Source organism: Burkholderia sp. CpTa8-5 (genome assembly GCF_017815045.1).
GTDB lineage: Bacteria > Pseudomonadota > Gammaproteobacteria > Burkholderiales > Burkholderiaceae > Burkholderia > Burkholderia sola.
Map to the genome: position 1 here is coordinate 1 of NZ_JAGIQD010000018.1, position 16,986 is coordinate 16,986.

The following is a 16,986-nucleotide window of genomic DNA, read 5'->3' on the forward strand; positions in this document are numbered from 1 at the left end:
CAGGGAGCTGATGCGTCCGGGTCGAGGGCGTAGCGTATCGCAGACGATCGAGGCGCTGAACCCGGTGCTTCGCGGCTGGATAAGCTATTTCCGGTACACGGAGGTCAAAGGCGCGTTGGAGGAACTGGACGGGTGGGTCAGACGGCGAATGCGCAGTCTTCTATGGAGACAGGCGAAGCGCCGGGGTGCCCGCGCGATCATGTTACGTCGAAGGGGACTCACGGAAGCACGCGCATGGCAATCGTCGCGTAATGGGCGAGGGCCATGGTGGAACGCCGGAGCGAGCCACATGAACGCGGCCTTCCCGAAACGCTACTTCGACCGACAGGGGCTGGTCTCGCTGCTGGATACACAGCAGCGCCTCCAGCGTTCTTGATGAACCGCCGTATGCGGAACCGCACGTACGGTGGTGTGGGAGGGCTGAGGGGGTGACCCCTCTCCCTACCCGATGGGAGCGAAAACGACGGGAGGCTGGCCCGCCGTCAGCCGGGCTGCGCGGCGAAGAACCGTCCCAGCTCGCGCGCGAGTTCGTTGAGCACGGCCATCTCCTGCTGCGAGATCTTGCGCGCGGGTTGCGCGCCGGCCCAGTCGCCGTACAGCAGCGCGACGCTCGTCGTGCCGACGCGCACGGGCAGCAGCACGAACGCACGCGCGTCGTCGAACGCGTCGAGATACCACGCGGGCAGGCGCTTCGTCATCTTCGGGTCCTGCGCCTGCTCGATGAAGATGCCGACCGAGTTCGAGATCGCGAGATGAAACACGTCCGGCTCGAAGCGTTCGTCGAAATGCAGCCGGTCGAGCGCCGTATCGACGCCGGGGCCGAAGCCCAGGCGCGCGGCGAAGGTGCCGTCGTCGTGCCGCACGAACATCACGGTGCGCGTGAACGCGAGGCCGGCCAGCAGGCTTTCCGACGCGAGCGCGAGCACCGGCGTCAGCACGTGCTCGGACGGCAGCGCGCGCAAATCCGCGAGGCCGGCTTCGAGGCAGGCCTCGGGCGCGGCCTGCGCGCGCGCGATCGCATCGGCGTTCGCGCGCAGCTCGACGATCTCGCGCATCATGGTGTCGCTCGCTTCCTCGCGCGCGAGCCGATCGGCGATCTCGACGAGCGCGTCGGCCTCCATGTCGAGCTCGGCGCCGTAGTGCTGCGCGAGCGCCGCGATGCGCGCGTCGCGCTGCGGGCTCGCGGGCATGACGAGCGCGCCGGCGACGTCGGTCGAGCAGCGGCTCACCGCGCGCAGCCAGCGGATGCGATCGGCCGAGCCGTCGTCGGCAGCCGGGCCCGCGTGGCGGGCGTCACCGTCTTCGTTGTCGAACGCGTCGGCGCGGGTGGCGCGATCGTCGTCGGCCATTCCGCCGCGGATCACGTCGGGCAGCCGCCAGCGCGCGGCCGCTTCGACGCCGATCTCGTCGAAGCCGACGCCGAGCACGTCGACGCAGGCGGCCGCTTCGTCGCCGTTCAGCTCGGCCGCGCGGCGGCGGATGCGGTCCCATTCGCTGTCGAGATAGCAGACCACCAGCAGTTTGCCGACCTGGCGCATCAGTGTGCAGACGATGGCTTCCTCGCCGCCGCGCAGTTCGGCGTGCTCGGTGAGCTTGCGCGCGACGCAGCCGGACAGCAGCGCACGGTTCAGCTCAAGCTTCGCGTCGATGCGTCGCGGCGTGCTCTGATGGAAGTGGTCGACGAGCTTCAACCCGACCACGAGATGGCCGACGGCGTCCATGCCGAGCACCATCAGCGCGCGGGTCACGGTGGTGATGTTACCGCCGAACGCCATGTACATCGCGGAGTTCGCGAGCCGCAGCACTTTCTGCGTGAGCGCGAAGTCCGACAGCACGACGCGCACGAGCGCGGTGAAGTCGAGGTCGTCGTTCTTCATCGCGGCCATCGTCGCGCGCAGCGATTCCGACAGCAGCGGGAAATCGCCCCGTTCGTTCATCCGGGCCCACAGCTTGTCGAGCAGCGCGGTGCGGGGCAGGTATTCGGTGGTTGACATACGGATCTTTCGGTTCGCCGCGCGCGTCAGGCGGCGGCGTGCAGGTGCAGCTGCTGCGCCTCGAAGCGCCGCGCGAGCTCCTCGGACGGCAGCGCCTGGCAGACGAGCCAGCCCTGGATGTGATTGCAGCCCATCTCCGTCAGCAGCTCGCGCTGCGCCTCGGTCTCGACGCCTTCGGCGACGAGCTCGAGATCCAGTGTTTGCGCGAGGCCGACCACCGCCGACACGATCGCGCGGTCGTTGCGCGACGTCAGCAGGTTTTCGACGAAACTGCGGTCGATCTTCAGCTTCGCGAGCGGGAAGCGCTGCAGATAGGCCAGGCTCGAATAGCCGGTGCCGAAATCGTCGATCGCGAAGCGGATGCCGAGACCGGTCAGCTCCTCGAGCAGCATTTTCGCGTGCGCGGGATCGTGCATCAGCAGGCTTTCGGTGATTTCGAGCACGATGCGGCGCGGGTCGATGCCGGTCAGCGCGATCGCCTCGCGCACGCTCTGCGTGAAGCGCGGGTCGCGGAACTGCTGCGGCGACACGTTGACCGCCACGTATTGCAGCGCGAGCCCCTGGCCGTCCCACGCGACGAGCTGCATGCACGCGGCCTTGAGCACCCAGTTGCCGAGGTAGTTGATCAGGCCGATCGATTCGGCGAGCGGGATGAAGGTGGCCGGCGGCACGAGGCCGTGCACCGGATGGCGCCAGCGGATCAGCGCCTCGACGCCGACCACCGCGCCCGACTGGCTGCGCGTGATCGGCTGGAAATGCAGCGAAAACTCGCCGTTGCGCACGCCGTCGTACAGGTCGGCTTCGAGCTTGAGCCGTTCGGCGTCGGCCGGATCGTCGACGGGCGCATGGAACGCGAGCGCGTTGCCGCCCGATGCCTTCGCCTGGGAGAGCGCGTGGTCGGCGCGGCGCAGCAGCGGGCTGTGATGCTGCGCGCGATGCGGCGCGGCGCGTTCGTCCGGATAGAGCGCGATGCCGATGCTCGCGGACAGGTGCACGGTCTGGCCCTGGAACACGTAGGGCTCGCGCACCGCGGCCTGCAGCCGGCGCGCGAGCGAATCGGCAGCATGGCTCGCCTGCGTGCGGTCCGGTGCGCCCAGCACCACCGCGAACTTGTCGCTCGCGACGCGCGCGAGCTGCTCGTCCGGCGTGACGAGCGCCTTCAGCCGCTGCGCGGTCTCGCGCAGCAGCATGTCGCCCGCGTCGTAGCCGAGCGCGCGGTTGATCCGCTGGTAGTCGTCGAGGTCGAGCAGCAGCAGCGCCGCGCAGGTGCCGTCCTCGTCGGCGGTCTGCTGCGCGCGCATCAGCGCCGGCACGAGCGCGGACAGGTTGTCGAGCCCCGTCATCGGGTCGTGGTGCATTTCGTAGGTCAGACGCGCCTCGAGCGCGCGCCACGACGACACGTCGAACGCCGCGATCGCGAAGCCGTCGACGCCGTGGTGGCGGCTCTTGAACGCGCGGACCTCGACGTCCAGCGGGTAGGTGAGCGACTTGACGATGCACATCGTCGCCTTCTCGACCTGGCCCGACCGCGCGGCGCGAGCGAGCAGGCCTTCGAGCGCCGCGGTATCCTGTTCGGCGATCAGGTCGCGCAGCGTCAGCGTATGCAGGTAGTCGCGGTGGTAGCCGATGAAGCGCAGGCTCGCGTCGGACACGTACAGAAAGCGCAGCTCGCGGTCGACGTGGGCGAGGAAGTCCACCGTGCCGACCGTCTGTTCCAGCCAGTTGCGCACGGAGTCGTCGCGTCGCGGCGCGACCGCGCGCGCGGGCATCAGCGCGCCGCCCGACCGAGCGAAGCGGCGCAGCGTATGCAAGGCGCTGCGCCAGGAGCCCCTGCGTGACGTCTGTTTCCTGTTGGCTTCCATGTTTCTCGCTGACGTGAAGGGCTGGAACCGGTTGTCCGGAAGGAATAACGGCAGACTGTGCGAAATCTTTAACGGACCGGCCCCAGGCGGCGCTGCCGCCGGCCGGATCTTCCACGCGGATGTTCGGCAGGCGAACGCCCGCGTGGCCTGTATCGAGGCCGACTTTATAAGAAATGAGGACGCAGATGAAGCGAAAACTGTTGCTGGGCGCCATGGTGGCGCTGGTGGCCGGCCATGCGCTCGTGGCGCAGGCGGAACTGAAGCCGGGCGCGGCCGCGCCTAATTTCACGACGCAGGCGTCGCTGGGCGGCAAGACCTACACGTACGCGCTCTCGGACGCGCTGAAGCAGGGACCGGTCGTGCTGTATTTTTATCCGGCGGCGTTCACGAAGGGCTGCACGATCGAGGCGCATGCGTTCGCGGACGCGGTCGACCGTTACAAGGCTTACGGCGCGACGGTGATCGGCGTGTCGGCCGACAACATCGACACGCTGACGAAGTTCTCGGTGAGCGAGTGCCGCAGCAAGTTCCCGGTGGCGGCCGACCCGGATGCGAAGATCATCCGCGAGTACGACGCGAAGCTGCCGGCGCTCGACCGGGCGAACCGCGTGTCCTACGTGATTTCGCCGGAAGGGAAGATTCTCTACGAATACACGAGCCTGTCGCCCGACAAGCACGTCGAGAACACGCTCGCCGCCGTGAAGGCGTGGGCCGACGCGCATCCGAAGCAGTAAAACGGCTGGCCCGCGCGTGAAAACGGCCCGTCGTGCGGGCCGCGGGCACGGGAACGCGCCGCCTCCCGGCGGCGCACAGCGGGCCGTTATGCGCGCAGCGCCTGTTCGATCGGCACGCTGCCGCCGACGAAGCCGACGACCTTGCGCGAGATGCCGAGCTTGATCGCCTCGATCGCGGCCCATGCCACATCCTGGCGTGACACGGGCGGCGCGGGCTCGAGCCACGTGTCGGTCAGCGCGATCTTGCCGACGCCCGGATCGTCCGTCAGCGGGCCCGGGCGCAGGATCACGTAGTCGACGCCCGACGCGATCACGCGATCGTCGCCTTCGCGCTTCATCCGTGAATAGTGGTGCAGCGCGTCGGGCCCGTGCTCGGGCCGGTAGGCGGACAGCGAGCTGACCACCACGAGCTTCTGCGCGTTGAACGCGAGCGCGTAGTCGGCCGCGCGGGCGACCGCATCGCGGTCGACCTGCTCCTCTTCGGTCGCGCCGTCCGATTCGGCCGAGCCGGCCGCGTAGATCACGTGCGTGATGCCCTGGAAAGCGTGCGAGAAATCGTTCGTCAGATCGGCCTCGACGACCCGCGCGCCCGCCAGCGCATAGCCGTGCCGGCGCACGAGCGCCGTGACCTCGAACTCCGGCTGCTTGAGCAGCAGATCCGCGCAGGCCTGGCCCGTCCGGCCGGTCGCGCCAATCAGCAGTACCTTCGTCGTCATGAAACCGCTCCTTGCTCGATGCGTCATCCGTGCAGATAGGGACGGACGACCGATAACTCAAGTGTAATGTCGAATCGCCCCGACGGTGCGCACGTAATAAGGGGCGTACCGGCATCGGGCGTACCGGCGTCGGGCGTACCGGCATCGGGCGTACCGGCTTCGGCGTACCGGTGCCGGGTACCGGCGTTCATTCGTTCACACGGATGCGGGAATGACGCGCCGACCGGCTATCATGTGCGCGATGCATTTTTCGCCGCTACGCGTGCATCACGCGTCGGCCCACCGGTTGGAGTACACATGGCATTACCCCTGGACAACGTCAGCATGGCCGTGTTCTGCGACTTCGAGAACGTCGCGCTCGGCGTGCGCGATGCGAAGTACGAGAAATTCGACATCAAGCCCGTGCTGGAGCGCCTGCTGCTGAAAGGCAGCATCGTCGTGAAGAAGGCCTATTGCGACTGGGATCGCTACAAGGGCTTCAAGGCGTCGATGCACGAAGCGAGCTTCGAGCTGATCGAGATTCCGCACGTGCGCCAGTCGGGCAAGAATTCGGCCGACATCCGGCTCGTCGTGGATGCCCTTGACCTCTGCTACACGAAGTCGCACGTCGATACGTTCGTGATCATCAGCGGCGACTCGGATTTTTCGCCGCTCGTGTCGAAGCTGCGCGAGAACGCGAAGAAGGTGATCGGCGTCGGCGTGAAGAAATCGACGTCGGATCTGCTGGTCGCGAACTGCGACGAATTCATCTTCTACGACGATCTGGTGCGCGAGCAGCAGCGTGCGCTCGCGAAGCGCGAACAGCAGCAGCGCGCGGGCAACGGCGGCGCGAAGCGACCGGACGAGCCGTCGCGCAAGCACGACATGGATGCGCGCAAGGCCGAGGCGATCGCGCTGGCGGTCGAGACGTTCGACGCGCTCGCGTCGGAGCGCGACGACGTCGGCAAGATCTGGGCGTCGGTGCTCAAGAGCGCGATCAAGCGTCGCAAGCCGGACTTCAACGAGTCGTACTACGGGTTCCGCGCGTTCGGCAACCTGCTCGACGAGGCGCAGGCGCGCGGCCTGCTCGAAGTGGGGCGCGACGACAAGTCGGGCGCGTTCGTGTCGCGGGCCCGCCAGTCGGCCGCGGCCGAGCACGTCGCGGCGGGCGGTGAAGGTGGCGCGGCGCACCACGGCGCGCATCACGGCGCGCGCGCGGCGGAGCCGGCACCGGCCGGCCGCGACGCGCACCGTCGCGGGCAGCGCGCGGAAGCGGTCGTTCACGAAAGCGTGCAGTTCGACGCGGAAGACGCGGAGTTTGCCGAGGTCGCTGATGCGGCGCCGGCCGATACGGCCGACACGCCCGATGTGACCGACGCGCACGGCGACGCGAAGGATGGCCGCAAGCGCGCGCGCAAGAGCGCGGCCAAGAAGACCGCCGCGAAGAAGGGCGCGGCCGCGAAGGGCGCCGGTCGCCACGCGGCCGGCAAGCCGGACGCCGCCGTGCAGGGCGATACGACACACGGTGGCGAAGCGCACGTGCCCGGCCGGCATGCGGACGAACCGCACCGCGACGCGGCGCATGACGAGCGGCACGCGGCGGCGCCGGCCGAACCGGCGGCTCGCGCGTCCGACGCTCGGGACGAGGCCGTGCAACCGTCGCACGACGCGGCACTCCCCGAAGCGGCTGCCGAAGCCCCGGCCGCCGCCAAGCCGAAGAAACCGGCCCGCAAGGCGGCGCCGCGCGTGCGTCGTCCGCGCAAGACGACGGCTGCCGCCGAGTAACGGCAGCGGGCGACAGTCGGACAATCGGCCGGGTCTCGTCCGCAACCGGGCGACACCCGCGCCGCGCATGCCGGGCCGGCGCCCCGCCGGCCCGCCGGCCTGCCGGCCTGCCGCGCTACCCGTTCAGCACATACGGCTGCGTCATCACTTCGAGGAAGTGGCCGTCCGGATCGTCGAAGTACACGCCGCGTCCGCCGTTGTGGCGGTAGATGTCGCCGGCTTGCCGCTTCGCCGGATCGGCCCAGTGCGGCAACCCGCGTTCGCGAATGCGCGCGAGCACGCGGTCGAAGCCGGCTTCGTCGATCAGGAACGCGTAATGCTGCGACCGGATTTCCCCCGCCTGTTCGTAAAAATCGAGCGACACGCCGTTGTCGAGCGCGACGACCAGCATTGCGCCGAACGGCGTCGGCGGCGGCAATTCCAGCAGTTCGGTGACGAAGCGGCTCGACGCATGCTTGTCGCGGCACCAGACGATCGTGTGATTGAGCTGGACGTTCATGGCGGGTTCCCGGGAAGGCGCGGCGGTGGACATGGACACACGATAGCCGATCGCGGCCGGCAAACAAGCCCGGCAACCGAGCCCGCCAATCAAGCCCGCCAATCAAGCGCAAAAGACGGCTGCCCGAAGGGCAGCCGCTTTCCGTCACTCGCCGGCGACCGCCGGCCCGCCGGTATTGCCGCGGCGGTTGCGGCGCTTCTCGCCCCATACGCGGAACCGGTCCATGTACAGGTAGACGACGGGCGTCGTATAGAGCGTCAGCACCTGCGACATCACCAGGCCGCCGGCGATCGCGATCCCGAGCGGCGCGCGCAGCTCGGCGCCGTCGCCGCTGCCGAACGCGAGCGGCAGCGCGCCGAGCAGCGCCGCCATCGTCGTCATCATGATCGGGCGGAAGCGCAGCAGGCACGCCTCGTGGATCGCGTCGAACGACGACTTCCCGTTGTTGCGCGTCTGGTCGATCGCGAAGTCGACCATCATGATCGCGTTCTTCTTCACGATGCCGATCAGCAGGATCACGCCGATCAGCGCGATGATGCTGAACTCGGTCTTGAACAGCAGCAGCGCGAGCAGCGCGCCGACGCCGGCCGACGGCAGCGTCGACAGGATCGTGATCGGGTGGATGTAGCTCTCGTACAGGATCCCGAGCACGATGTAGACGGCCAGCAGCGCCGCGAGGATCAGGATCGGTTGATCGTTCATCGACTGCTGGAACGCCTGCGCGGTGCCCTGGAAGCTGCCGACGATCGTCGGCGGGACGCCGATCTGCGCCATCGTCTGATAGATGATCTGCGTCGCCTGCGACAGCGACACGCCCGGCGGCAGGTTGAACGAGATCGTCGTCGCGACGAACAGCCCCTGGTGGTTGACCGACAACGGCGTCGTGCTCGGCCCGAACGTCGCGATCGCCGACAGCGGGATCATCGTCGACTTCGACGTCGACACCGACGCGCCCGACGACGCGCTCGACTTGCCGCTCGCCGCGATCGCGTTGAGCGCCTGGTTGCGCGCGGAGTCGGACGCGATCGCCGCGGCGCTCTGCGCGGCCGTGCCGGCGCTCGACGTGCCGGCCGAGGTCGCGACGAAGGTGCCGGCGGCCGCGTTGGTGGTCTGCGAGCCGTTCGCGCTGCCGCCCGACGTGCTGATCCACACCTGGTTGAGCATCTCCGGGCTCTGCCAGTACTTCGGCGCGACCTCCATCACGACGTGGTACTGGTTCAGCGGGTTGTAGATCGTCGAGACCTGGCGCTGGCCGAACGCGTCGTACAGCGTGTTGTCGATCTGCGCGGGCTTGATGCCGAACCGCGCGGCGGTCGCGCGGTCGATCGTCACCATCGCCTCGAGGCCGCCTTGCTGCTGGTCGGAGTTCACGTCGGTCAGCTCGGGGCGCTTCTGCAGCGCCTCGGTCAGGATCGGCCCCCACTTGTACAGGTCGGCGCTCGAATCGCCGAGCAGCGTGAACTGGTACTGCGCGTTGCTCTGCCGGCCGCCGACACGGATGTCCTGCGCCGCCTGCAGGAACGTGCGCGCGCCCGCCACGTCCGCCAGCCGCGGGCGCAACTGCTGGATCACCTGGTCGGCCGACAGCTTGCGCTCGGTGCGGTCCTTCAGCGTGACGAACATGAAGCCCGAGTTGGTCTGCGTGCCGCCGGTGAAGCCCGCGACGCTCTTCACGTTCGGGTTGCCCTGCACGATCCGCATCATCTCGGAGAACTTCAGCTTCATCGCCTGGAACGACGTCGACTGGTCGGCCTGGATGCCGCCGATCATCAGCCCGGTGTCCTGCTGCGGGAAAAAGCCCTTCGGCACGACGACGTACAGGTAGAGGTTCAGCCCGATCGTCGCGAACAGCGTCAGCAGGATCAGCAGCGGCCGGCGCAGCGCCCACGACAGCGAACGCTCGTAGCCGCGCTGCATGCGCGCGAAGCCGCGTTCGAGGAAGCGCCCGAAGCGGCCCTCGCTTTGCGGGTCGTGTTGTTCCGGCAGCAGGCGCGCGCACATCATCGGCGTGAGCGTGAGCGACACCGCGAGCGACACGGCGATCGCGAGCGACAGCGTCAGCGCGAACTCGCGGAACAGGCGCCCGACGATCCCGCCCATCAGCAGGATCGGCAGGAACACCGCGACGAGCGAGATGCTCATCGACAGCACCGTGAAGCCGACTTCGCGGGCGCCGTCGAACGCCGCCTGCATCCGCGGCTTGCCGTTCTCGATGTGCCGCGAGATGTTCTCGAGCACGACGATCGCGTCGTCGACGACGAAACCGGTCGCGACGATCAGCGCCATCAGCGACAGGTTGTCGATCGAGAAGCCGAGCAGGTACATCGCGCCGAACGTGCCGACGATCGAGATCGGCACCGCGACGCTCGGGATCAGCGTCGCGCGCCAGTTGCGCAGGAACAGGAACACGACCATCACGACGAGGCTGATCGCGATCAGCAGCGTGTGCTCGGTGTCCTTCAGCGACGCGCGGATGGTGGTCGAGCGGTCGAGCACCGGCGTGACCGTGATGTCGGCCGGCAGCGACGCGGTGAGCTGCGGCAGCGCCGCGCGCACGCGGTCGAGCGTCTCGATGATGTTCGCGCCGGGCGACCGGTAGAGGATCACGAGCACCGCGCGCTTGCCGTTCGACAAACCGAGGTTGCGCAGGTCCTCGACCGAATCGACGACGTCGGACAGGTCGGACAGCCGCACGGCCGAGCCGTTGCGGTACGCGACGACGAGGTCGCGGTATTGCGACGCCTGGGACGCCTGGTCGTTCGTATAGAGCTGGAAGCGCTGCGGGCCGAACTCGATCGCGCCCTTCGGCGCGTTGGCGTTCGCGGAGGCCAGCGCGGCGCGCACGTCCTCGAGGCCGATCCCGTAGTGGAACAGCGACTGCGGTTCGAGCTCGACGCGCACGGCCGGGTTCGCGGAGCCGCTCACGGTGACCTGGCCGATCCCGTCGATCTGCGACAGCGACTGCTGCAGCACCGTCGACGCGGCGTCGTACACCTTCGCCGGCGACGCCGTTTCCGAGGTCAGCGCGACGACCATGATCGGCGAATCGGCCGGGTTGACCTTGCGGTAGGTCGGGTTGCTCTTCAGCGCGGCGGGCAGATCGGCGCGCGCCGCGTTGATCGCGGCCTGCACGTCGCGCGCGGCGCCGTCGATGTCGCGGTTCAGGCCGAACTGCAGGATGATCCGTGCATTGCCGACCGTGCTCGTCGACGTCATTTCGGAGACGTCCGCGATCGAGCCGAGGTGCCGCTCCAGCGGGCTCGTCACGCTGGTCGCGACCGTTTCCGGGCTCGCGCCCGGCAGCGACGCCTGCACCGAGATCGTCGGGAAATCGACCTGCGGCAGCGGCGACACCGGCAGCTTGATGAACGCGAACAGGCCCGCGAGCGCGACGCCGAGCGCGAGCAGCGTCGTCGCGACGGGGCGGGTGATGAAGGGGCGCGACAGGTTCATGTCGGCACTCGCTGGGCCGCCGCGTGTTCCGACGGATGCGTTTTCGGGAGATGGGGGGGCTGCGCCCCCCCACGCGAACGAAGTGAGCGTGGGGGTCGTTTCATTTACGCATCCGTGCGCGTGCCGGCTTGCGGGCCGTGGCGTTCGAACCAGCCGCGCACGCGGCGCGCGAGCGAGTCGAAGCCGAGATAGATCACGGGCGTCGTAAACAGCGTCAGCACCTGCGACACGATCAGGCCGCCGGCGATCGCGATCCCGAGCGGCTGGCGCAGCTCGGAGCCCGCGCCGGAGCCGACGATCAGCGGCACCGCGCCGAGCAGCGCGGCGAGCGTCGTCATCAGGATCGGCCGGAAGCGCAGCAGGCACGCCTGGTAGATCGCCTCGCGCGGCGGCTTGCCTTCGACGCGTTCGGCCTCGAGCGCGAAGTCGATCATCATGATCGCGTTCTTCTTCACGATGCCGATCAGCAGCACGATGCCGATGATCCCGATGATGTCGAGGTCGTGCCCGGTGATCATCAGCGCGAGCAGCGCGCCGACGCCGGCCGACGGCAGCGTCGACAGGATCGTGATCGGGTGGATGTAGCTCTCGTACAGCACGCCGAGCACGATGTACATCGTGACGACCGCCGCGAGGATCAGGAACAGCTGGTTCGACAGCGACGCCTGGAACGCGAGCGCCGCGCCCTGGAAGCGCGTCTGGAACGAGCCGGGCAGGCCGATGTCCTTCTCGGCGGCCTCGATCGCCTTGACGGCCTCGCCGAGCGACGCGCCCGGCGCGAGGTTGAACGAGATGGTCGTCGACGGGAACTGCGACAGGTGCGCGACCAGCAGCGGCGACGGCCGCTCGTGGAACGACGCGATCGACGACAGCGGCACCTGGCCGCCGCCGGCCGACGGCAGGTAGATGTCGTTCAGCGATTGCGCGTAGTGCTGCTCCTTCGGCTCCGATTCGAGAATCACGCGGTACTGGTTCGACTGCGTGAAGATCGTCGACACGATGCGCTGGCCGAACGCGTCGTACAGCGCGTTGTCGACGGTCGCCGGCGTGATGCCGAAGCGCGCGGCGCTCGCGCGGTCGATCTCGATGTACACCGACTGGCCGTTGCTCTGCAGGTCGGTCGCGACGTCGGCGAGCGACGGCTCCTGCTGCAGCCGCGCGACGAGCTTCGGCACCCAGGTCGCGAATTCTTCCGAGTTCGGGCTCGTCAGCATGAACTGGTACTGCGTCGGGCTGACCGTCGAATCGATCGTCAGGTCCTGCACCGGCTGCATGAACAGCGAAATGCCGGTGATGTTCGCGACGCGCTGCTGCAGGTCGCGGATGATCTGCGCGGCGGTTTCGGTGCGTTCGTCGCGTGCCTTCAGGTTGATCAGCATCCGGCCGCTGTTCAGCGTGATGTTGCTGCCGTCGACGCCGATGAACGACGTTAGGCTGTCGATGTTCGGGTCCTTCAGGATTTCGGCCGCGAGCGCCTGCTGGCGTTCGGCCATCGCGCCGTACGAGATCGACTGCGGCGCCTGCGTGATCGCCTGGATCACGCCGGTGTCCTGCGCGGGGAAGAAGCCCTTCGGCACGAACACATAGAGCAGGGCGGTCAGCCCGAGCGTCAGCAGCGCGACGACGAGCGTCGAGCGCTGGCGGTTCAGCACCCATTCGAGCGCGACCGCGTAGCGCGCGATCACCCAGTCGATCGCGCGGTGCACGCGCGCCTCGAAGCGGTGGCTCTCCGGCGGCGGCGAATGGCGCAGCAGCTTCGCGCACAGCATCGGCACGAGCGTGAGCGACACGATCGCCGAGATCACGATCGTCACCGCGAGCGTGATCGCGAATTCGTGGAAGAGGCGGCCGACCACGTCGCCCATGAACAGCAGCGGGATCAGCACCGCGATCAGCGACACCGTCAGCGAGATGATCGTGAAGCCGATCTGCCGCGAACCCTTCAGCGCGGCCTCGAGCCCCGTCTCGCCTTCCTCGACGTAGCGCGCGATGTTCTCGATCATCACGATCGCGTCGTCGACGACGAAGCCGGTCGCGATCGTGAGCGCCATCAGCGACAGGTTGTTCAGCGAGAAGCCGGCCATGTACATCACCGCGAGCGTGCCGATCAGCGACAGCGGCACCGACAGGCTCGGGATGATCGTCGCGTAGACGTTCGCGAGGAACAGGTACATCACCAGCACGACGAGCGCGACCGCGAGCAGCAGCTCGAACTGCACGTCGCGCACGGCCGCGCGGATCATCGTCGTGCGGTCGGTGACGATCTCGACGTCGAGCGCGGCCGGCAGCGTTTCCTGCAGCTTCGGCAACTGCGCCTTGATCGCGTCGACGGTCGCGATCACGTTCGCGCCCGGCTGGCGCTGCACGTTCAGGATGATCGCCGGGTCCGCATTCACCCATGCGCCGAGCTTGGTGTTCTCCGAGCCGGCGACGACCGTCGCGACGTCGGTCAGCATCACCGGGCGGCCGTTCTTGTACGCGACGACCGCGCTGTTGTACTGGTCGGCGCTCGTCAGCTGGTCGTTCGCGTTGATCGTATACGCGCGCGTCGGGCCGTCGAAGTTGCCCTTCGGCGTGTTGACGTTCAGGTTCGAGATCGTCGTGCGCAGGTCGTCGAGGTTCATCCCGTACTGCGCGAGCGCGGTCGGGTTCGCCTGGATCCGCACGGCCGGCCGGTTGCCGCCCGACAGGCTCACGAGGCCGACGCCGGCGATCTGCGAGATCTTCATCGCGAGGCGCGTGTCCGCGAGGTCCTGCACCTGCGTGAGCGGCAGCGTCTTCGACTTGACGGCGAGCGTCAGGACCGGCGCATCGGCCGGGTTCACCTTCGCGTAGATCGGCGGGGCGGGCAGGTCGGACGGCAGCAGGTTGCCGGCCGCGTTGATCGCGGCCTGCACTTCCTGTTCGGCGATGTCGAGCGGCAGGTCGAGCGAGAACTGCAGCGTGATCACCGACGCGCCGGCCGAGCTTTGCGACGACATCTGGTTCAGCGACGGCATCTGCCCGAACTGGCGTTCGAGCGGCGCGGTGACCGACGACGTCATCACCTCCGGGCTCGCGCCCGGATAGAAGGTCTGGACCTGGATCGTCGGATAGTCGACTTCGGGCAGCGCGGCGAGCGGCAGGAAGCGCAGCGCGACGAGACCGGCCAGCATGATCGCCGCCATCAGGAGAGCGGTGCCGACCGGCCGGAGAATGAAGAGGCGGGATGGATTCATCGAGCGGCCCGCGCGTTACTGGGCCGCGGGGGCCGCGGCCTGCGACGCGCCGTGCTTGTGTCCGCCGCGATGACCGGCCGCGCCCGAGGCCGCCGAGGCGCCCGACGCCGCGCCGGCGCCGTGCGCGCCCGACGCGCCTTTCGGCTTGTCGGCCGGAATCGAGATCTTCGCGCCTTCGCGCAGGCGGTCCGAGCCGTCGGTCACCACGCGCTCGCCGAGCGCGACGCCGCTGACGATGCTCGTGCGTTCGCCGTCGACCGGCCCGATCGTGACCTTGCGCACGGTCACCGTATCGTCGGGTTTGACGACGTAGACGAACTGGCCGATCGAGCCCGTCAGCACGGCGGAGGTCGGCACGATCGTCGCGTTGCGCATCACGTCGACGAGCAGCCGCGTGTTCACGAACTGATTCGGGAACAGCATGCCTGCCTTGTTATCGAAATTCGCGCGCAGCTTGACCGTGCCGGTGCTCGTGTCGATCTGGTTGTCGAGCGTCGCGAGCGCGCCCGTCTCGAGCGGCACCGTGTTGTTGCGGTTGTACGCGGTGACCGACAGCTTCTGGCCCGCGTTCACCTGCTTGAGGATTTGCGGCAGGTTGTCTTCCGACGTCGTGAAGATCACGCTCATCGGCTGCAACTGCGTGATCACGACGATGCCGTTGGTATCGCCCGGCGTCACGTAGTTGCCGGGGTCGACCTGGCGCAGGCCGACGCGGCCCGACACCGGCGCCGTGATGCGCGCATACGTGAGATTGAGTTTCGCGGAATCGATCGCGGCCTGGTCGGTCTTCACCGCGCCTTCGTACTGCTTGACGAGGGACGCCTGCGTATCGACGGTTTGCGACGCGATCGAGTCCTGCGACAGCAGCGTCTGGTAGCGCTTCAGGTCGAGGCGGGCGGTCGCGAGCAGCGCCGCGTCGCGCGCATGCGTGCCTTCGGCGTTCTCGAGCGCGACCTGGTACGGACGCGGGTCGATCTGCGCGAGCACGTCGCCCTTCTTGACGAGCTGGCCTTCCTGGAACGACACCGACTGCAGGTAGCCCGACAGCTGCGTCTTCACCGTCACGTTCGCGAGCGGCGTGACCGTGCCGAGCGCGGACAGCACGATCGGCATCTCGCCCTGCGTCGCGGTCGCGACCTGCACCGGCTGCGGCATGTTCGCCATCGCGGCGGGGCCGCCGCGGCCGCGATGGCTGCCCGCGGCGGCGCTGGCGCCCGCGCCTTTCGCGGTGCTGCCTGCCGCCGGCGTGCGGTTCCACGGGTGCCACCACAACAGGCCGCCGATCACGACGACCGCGGCGGTGCCGATCAGCAGCGTGCGGCGCGGGCGCCGGGCGACGGCGGGCGCGGGGTCTTTCGAAGGGGGCGTGGGCTTTTGTTCGTTATCCATCGTGTTCTGTCAGGAAGACGGCGCGGCGGGCCGGAAATCGGGCTGCTCGGCTGCGCGTGGGCGTGCGGGTGACGGGACGGGGCGGCCCGGCTCGGTCCGGGGCCCCGCCGATCCGCGCGGGAAAAGAGCGGTGCGCACCGCGAATGCGGCGCGACGATGGGCATGATCCTACGTGCCGTCCCCGTTACAGTCCAGCGGTCTATCTTTCAACGGGTTACGGTCGTTACACAACGCGACGGCGCGATGACGAAACGGTTACAGGCCGATGCGCCGGGCCGGCGCGCCGCCGATTTCGCGGGTGATTTTCGCGATGCATTCCTGCAGCGCGGGCACCACGTGCTGCTGCAGCCATTCGGGCGGACACTGGTGCGACGCGCCGCCGCAATTCACCGAATAGCGCTGGCCCGACGGGCCGACGAAACCGGCCGCGACCGCATTCAGGCCTTCGCGCCATTCGCCGATCGCGATCGCGTGGCCGTCGCGCATCGCTTCGTCGAGCGCGGGCGTCAGGCGGGCGGATACGTGCGGCCAGTCGTCGCCGGCCGTGGTGCGCAGCGACTCGAGCAGCAGGCGACGCTCGTCGTCCTCGAGCGCGGCGAGATACGCGCGGCCCACGGCCGTACGCGCGATGTCCATCCGCGAGCCGATCTCGAGGCGCGTGACGAGCACGGCCGAGCGCGGGCGGATCACGTCGATCGCGACCATGTCGAGCCGGTCGCGCACCGCGAGGTGCACGGACAGCGACGTGCGCTCGGCCAGCTCGATCATGAACGGCCGCGAACGCGCGCGGATGTCGAAGTTGCGCAGGAAACCGTGGCTCAGTTCGAGCACCGACGCGGTCAGCACGAAGCGCTCGCTGTCGGGCAACTGGAACAGGAAGCCGGCGCTGACGAGCGTCGCGGTGATGCGCGAGACGGTCGGCTTCGGGATGCCGGTCAATTCGGTCAGTTCGCGGTTGCTGACGGGCGCGTCGGCAGCCGCGATGCGGCGCAGCACGGCGAGGCCGCGGGCAAGGGCGGTGATCTCGTCGGGCGACGATTCACGGTCCCGCGACGCGGGAGAGGTTACAGGTGTCGACACGAGGGATTCTCTCTAATTCCGAAACTCGATTTCAATTTTGTTGGTATTGTAGGACTATTGTCAAAGGATGCATGTTCCGCGGGCGAACCGGTCATTGGATGAGATTTTACGGGTTCACCCTTGGTTTATTAGGAAAACGCTCAAAGGAGCATTGCCGGAAAGTGCATGAACCGGTGCAAATACCGCTTGACTTGTCGGGCGGAAACGGAAAGAATGTCTCACGTTTTCGAAACATCGTTTCAAGAGTTTAACCGGCAACGATGTTTCGCGCAGTCTC

Annotated in this window: 11 protein-coding genes; 3 read left to right on the forward strand and 8 right to left on the reverse strand. The window is 68.3% G+C overall.

Translation table 11 applies throughout. The annotated features are described in order from the left end of the window. Positions 1 to 376, forward strand: a 376-nt coding sequence (locus tag J8I35_RS24055; RefSeq protein ID WP_280884798.1) for a group II intron maturase-specific domain-containing protein, incomplete at its 5' end; no start/stop codon positions are given. A 106-nt stretch (positions 377 to 482) separates the two neighbouring features. Here the strand turns inward: J8I35_RS24055 and J8I35_RS24060 are convergent. After that, positions 483 to 1,994: an HDOD domain-containing protein gene (locus tag J8I35_RS24060; RefSeq protein ID WP_124637860.1), complete on the reverse strand. Its 1,512-nt coding sequence runs from the start codon at positions 1,992 to 1,994 to the stop codon at positions 483 to 485. Between the two features lie 26 nt (positions 1,995 to 2,020). After that, on the reverse strand, positions 2,021 to 3,763 hold the full coding sequence (cdpA, locus tag J8I35_RS24065; protein ID WP_200891613.1) for a cyclic di-GMP phosphodiesterase CdpA: 1,743 nt from the start codon (positions 3,761 to 3,763) through the stop codon (positions 2,021 to 2,023). Between the two features lie 278 nt (positions 3,764 to 4,041). Here cdpA and J8I35_RS24070 point away from each other — a divergent pair, with 278 nt between their 5' ends. After that, entirely contained in the window at positions 4,042 to 4,590 is a 549-nt protein-coding gene (locus tag J8I35_RS24070; RefSeq protein ID WP_209927337.1) for a peroxiredoxin, read from the forward strand. 86 nt (positions 4,591 to 4,676) lie between these two features. Here J8I35_RS24070 and J8I35_RS24075 read toward each other — a convergent pair whose 3' ends face one another. Continuing rightward, positions 4,677 to 5,306: an SDR family oxidoreductase gene (locus J8I35_RS24075; RefSeq protein ID WP_124556947.1), complete on the reverse strand. Its 630-nt coding sequence runs from the start codon at positions 5,304 to 5,306 to the stop codon at positions 4,677 to 4,679. A gap of 297 nt (positions 5,307 to 5,603) precedes the next feature. On the opposite strand from J8I35_RS24075, the gene J8I35_RS24080 reads away from it, so the two are divergent. Next, positions 5,604 to 7,070, forward strand: coding sequence for an NYN domain-containing protein (locus tag J8I35_RS24080; RefSeq protein WP_209927338.1), 1,467 nt, complete (start codon positions 5,604 to 5,606; stop codon positions 7,068 to 7,070). A 115-nt stretch (positions 7,071 to 7,185) separates the two neighbouring features. Here the strand turns inward: J8I35_RS24080 and J8I35_RS24085 are convergent, their stop codons facing one another. The 5 genes from J8I35_RS24085 to J8I35_RS24105 form a co-directional block, all read right to left on the reverse strand. After that, on the reverse strand, positions 7,186 to 7,569 hold the full coding sequence (locus J8I35_RS24085; protein WP_050011373.1) for a VOC family protein: 384 nt from the start codon (positions 7,567 to 7,569) through the stop codon (positions 7,186 to 7,188). 144 nt (positions 7,570 to 7,713) lie between these two features. Next, on the reverse strand, positions 7,714 to 11,022 hold the full coding sequence (locus tag J8I35_RS24090) for an efflux RND transporter permease subunit (RefSeq protein WP_050011372.1): 3,309 nt from the start codon (positions 11,020 to 11,022) through the stop codon (positions 7,714 to 7,716). Positions 11,023 to 11,126: 104 nt separating this feature from the next. Further along, entirely contained in the window at positions 11,127 to 14,240 is a 3,114-nt protein-coding gene (locus J8I35_RS24095) for an MdtB/MuxB family multidrug efflux RND transporter permease subunit (protein WP_209927340.1), read from the reverse strand. Positions 14,241 to 14,255: 15 nt separating this feature from the next. Continuing rightward, positions 14,256 to 15,629 (reverse strand): MdtA/MuxA family multidrug efflux RND transporter periplasmic adaptor subunit, encoded by a 1,374-nt coding sequence (locus J8I35_RS24100; protein ID WP_050011370.1) that lies wholly within the window; start codon positions 15,627 to 15,629, stop codon positions 14,256 to 14,258. A 255-nt stretch (positions 15,630 to 15,884) separates the two neighbouring features. Further along, positions 15,885 to 16,709: an IclR family transcriptional regulator gene (locus J8I35_RS24105; protein ID WP_124595325.1), complete on the reverse strand. Its 825-nt coding sequence runs from the start codon at positions 16,707 to 16,709 to the stop codon at positions 15,885 to 15,887. Between the last annotated feature and the right edge of the window lie 277 nt (positions 16,710 to 16,986).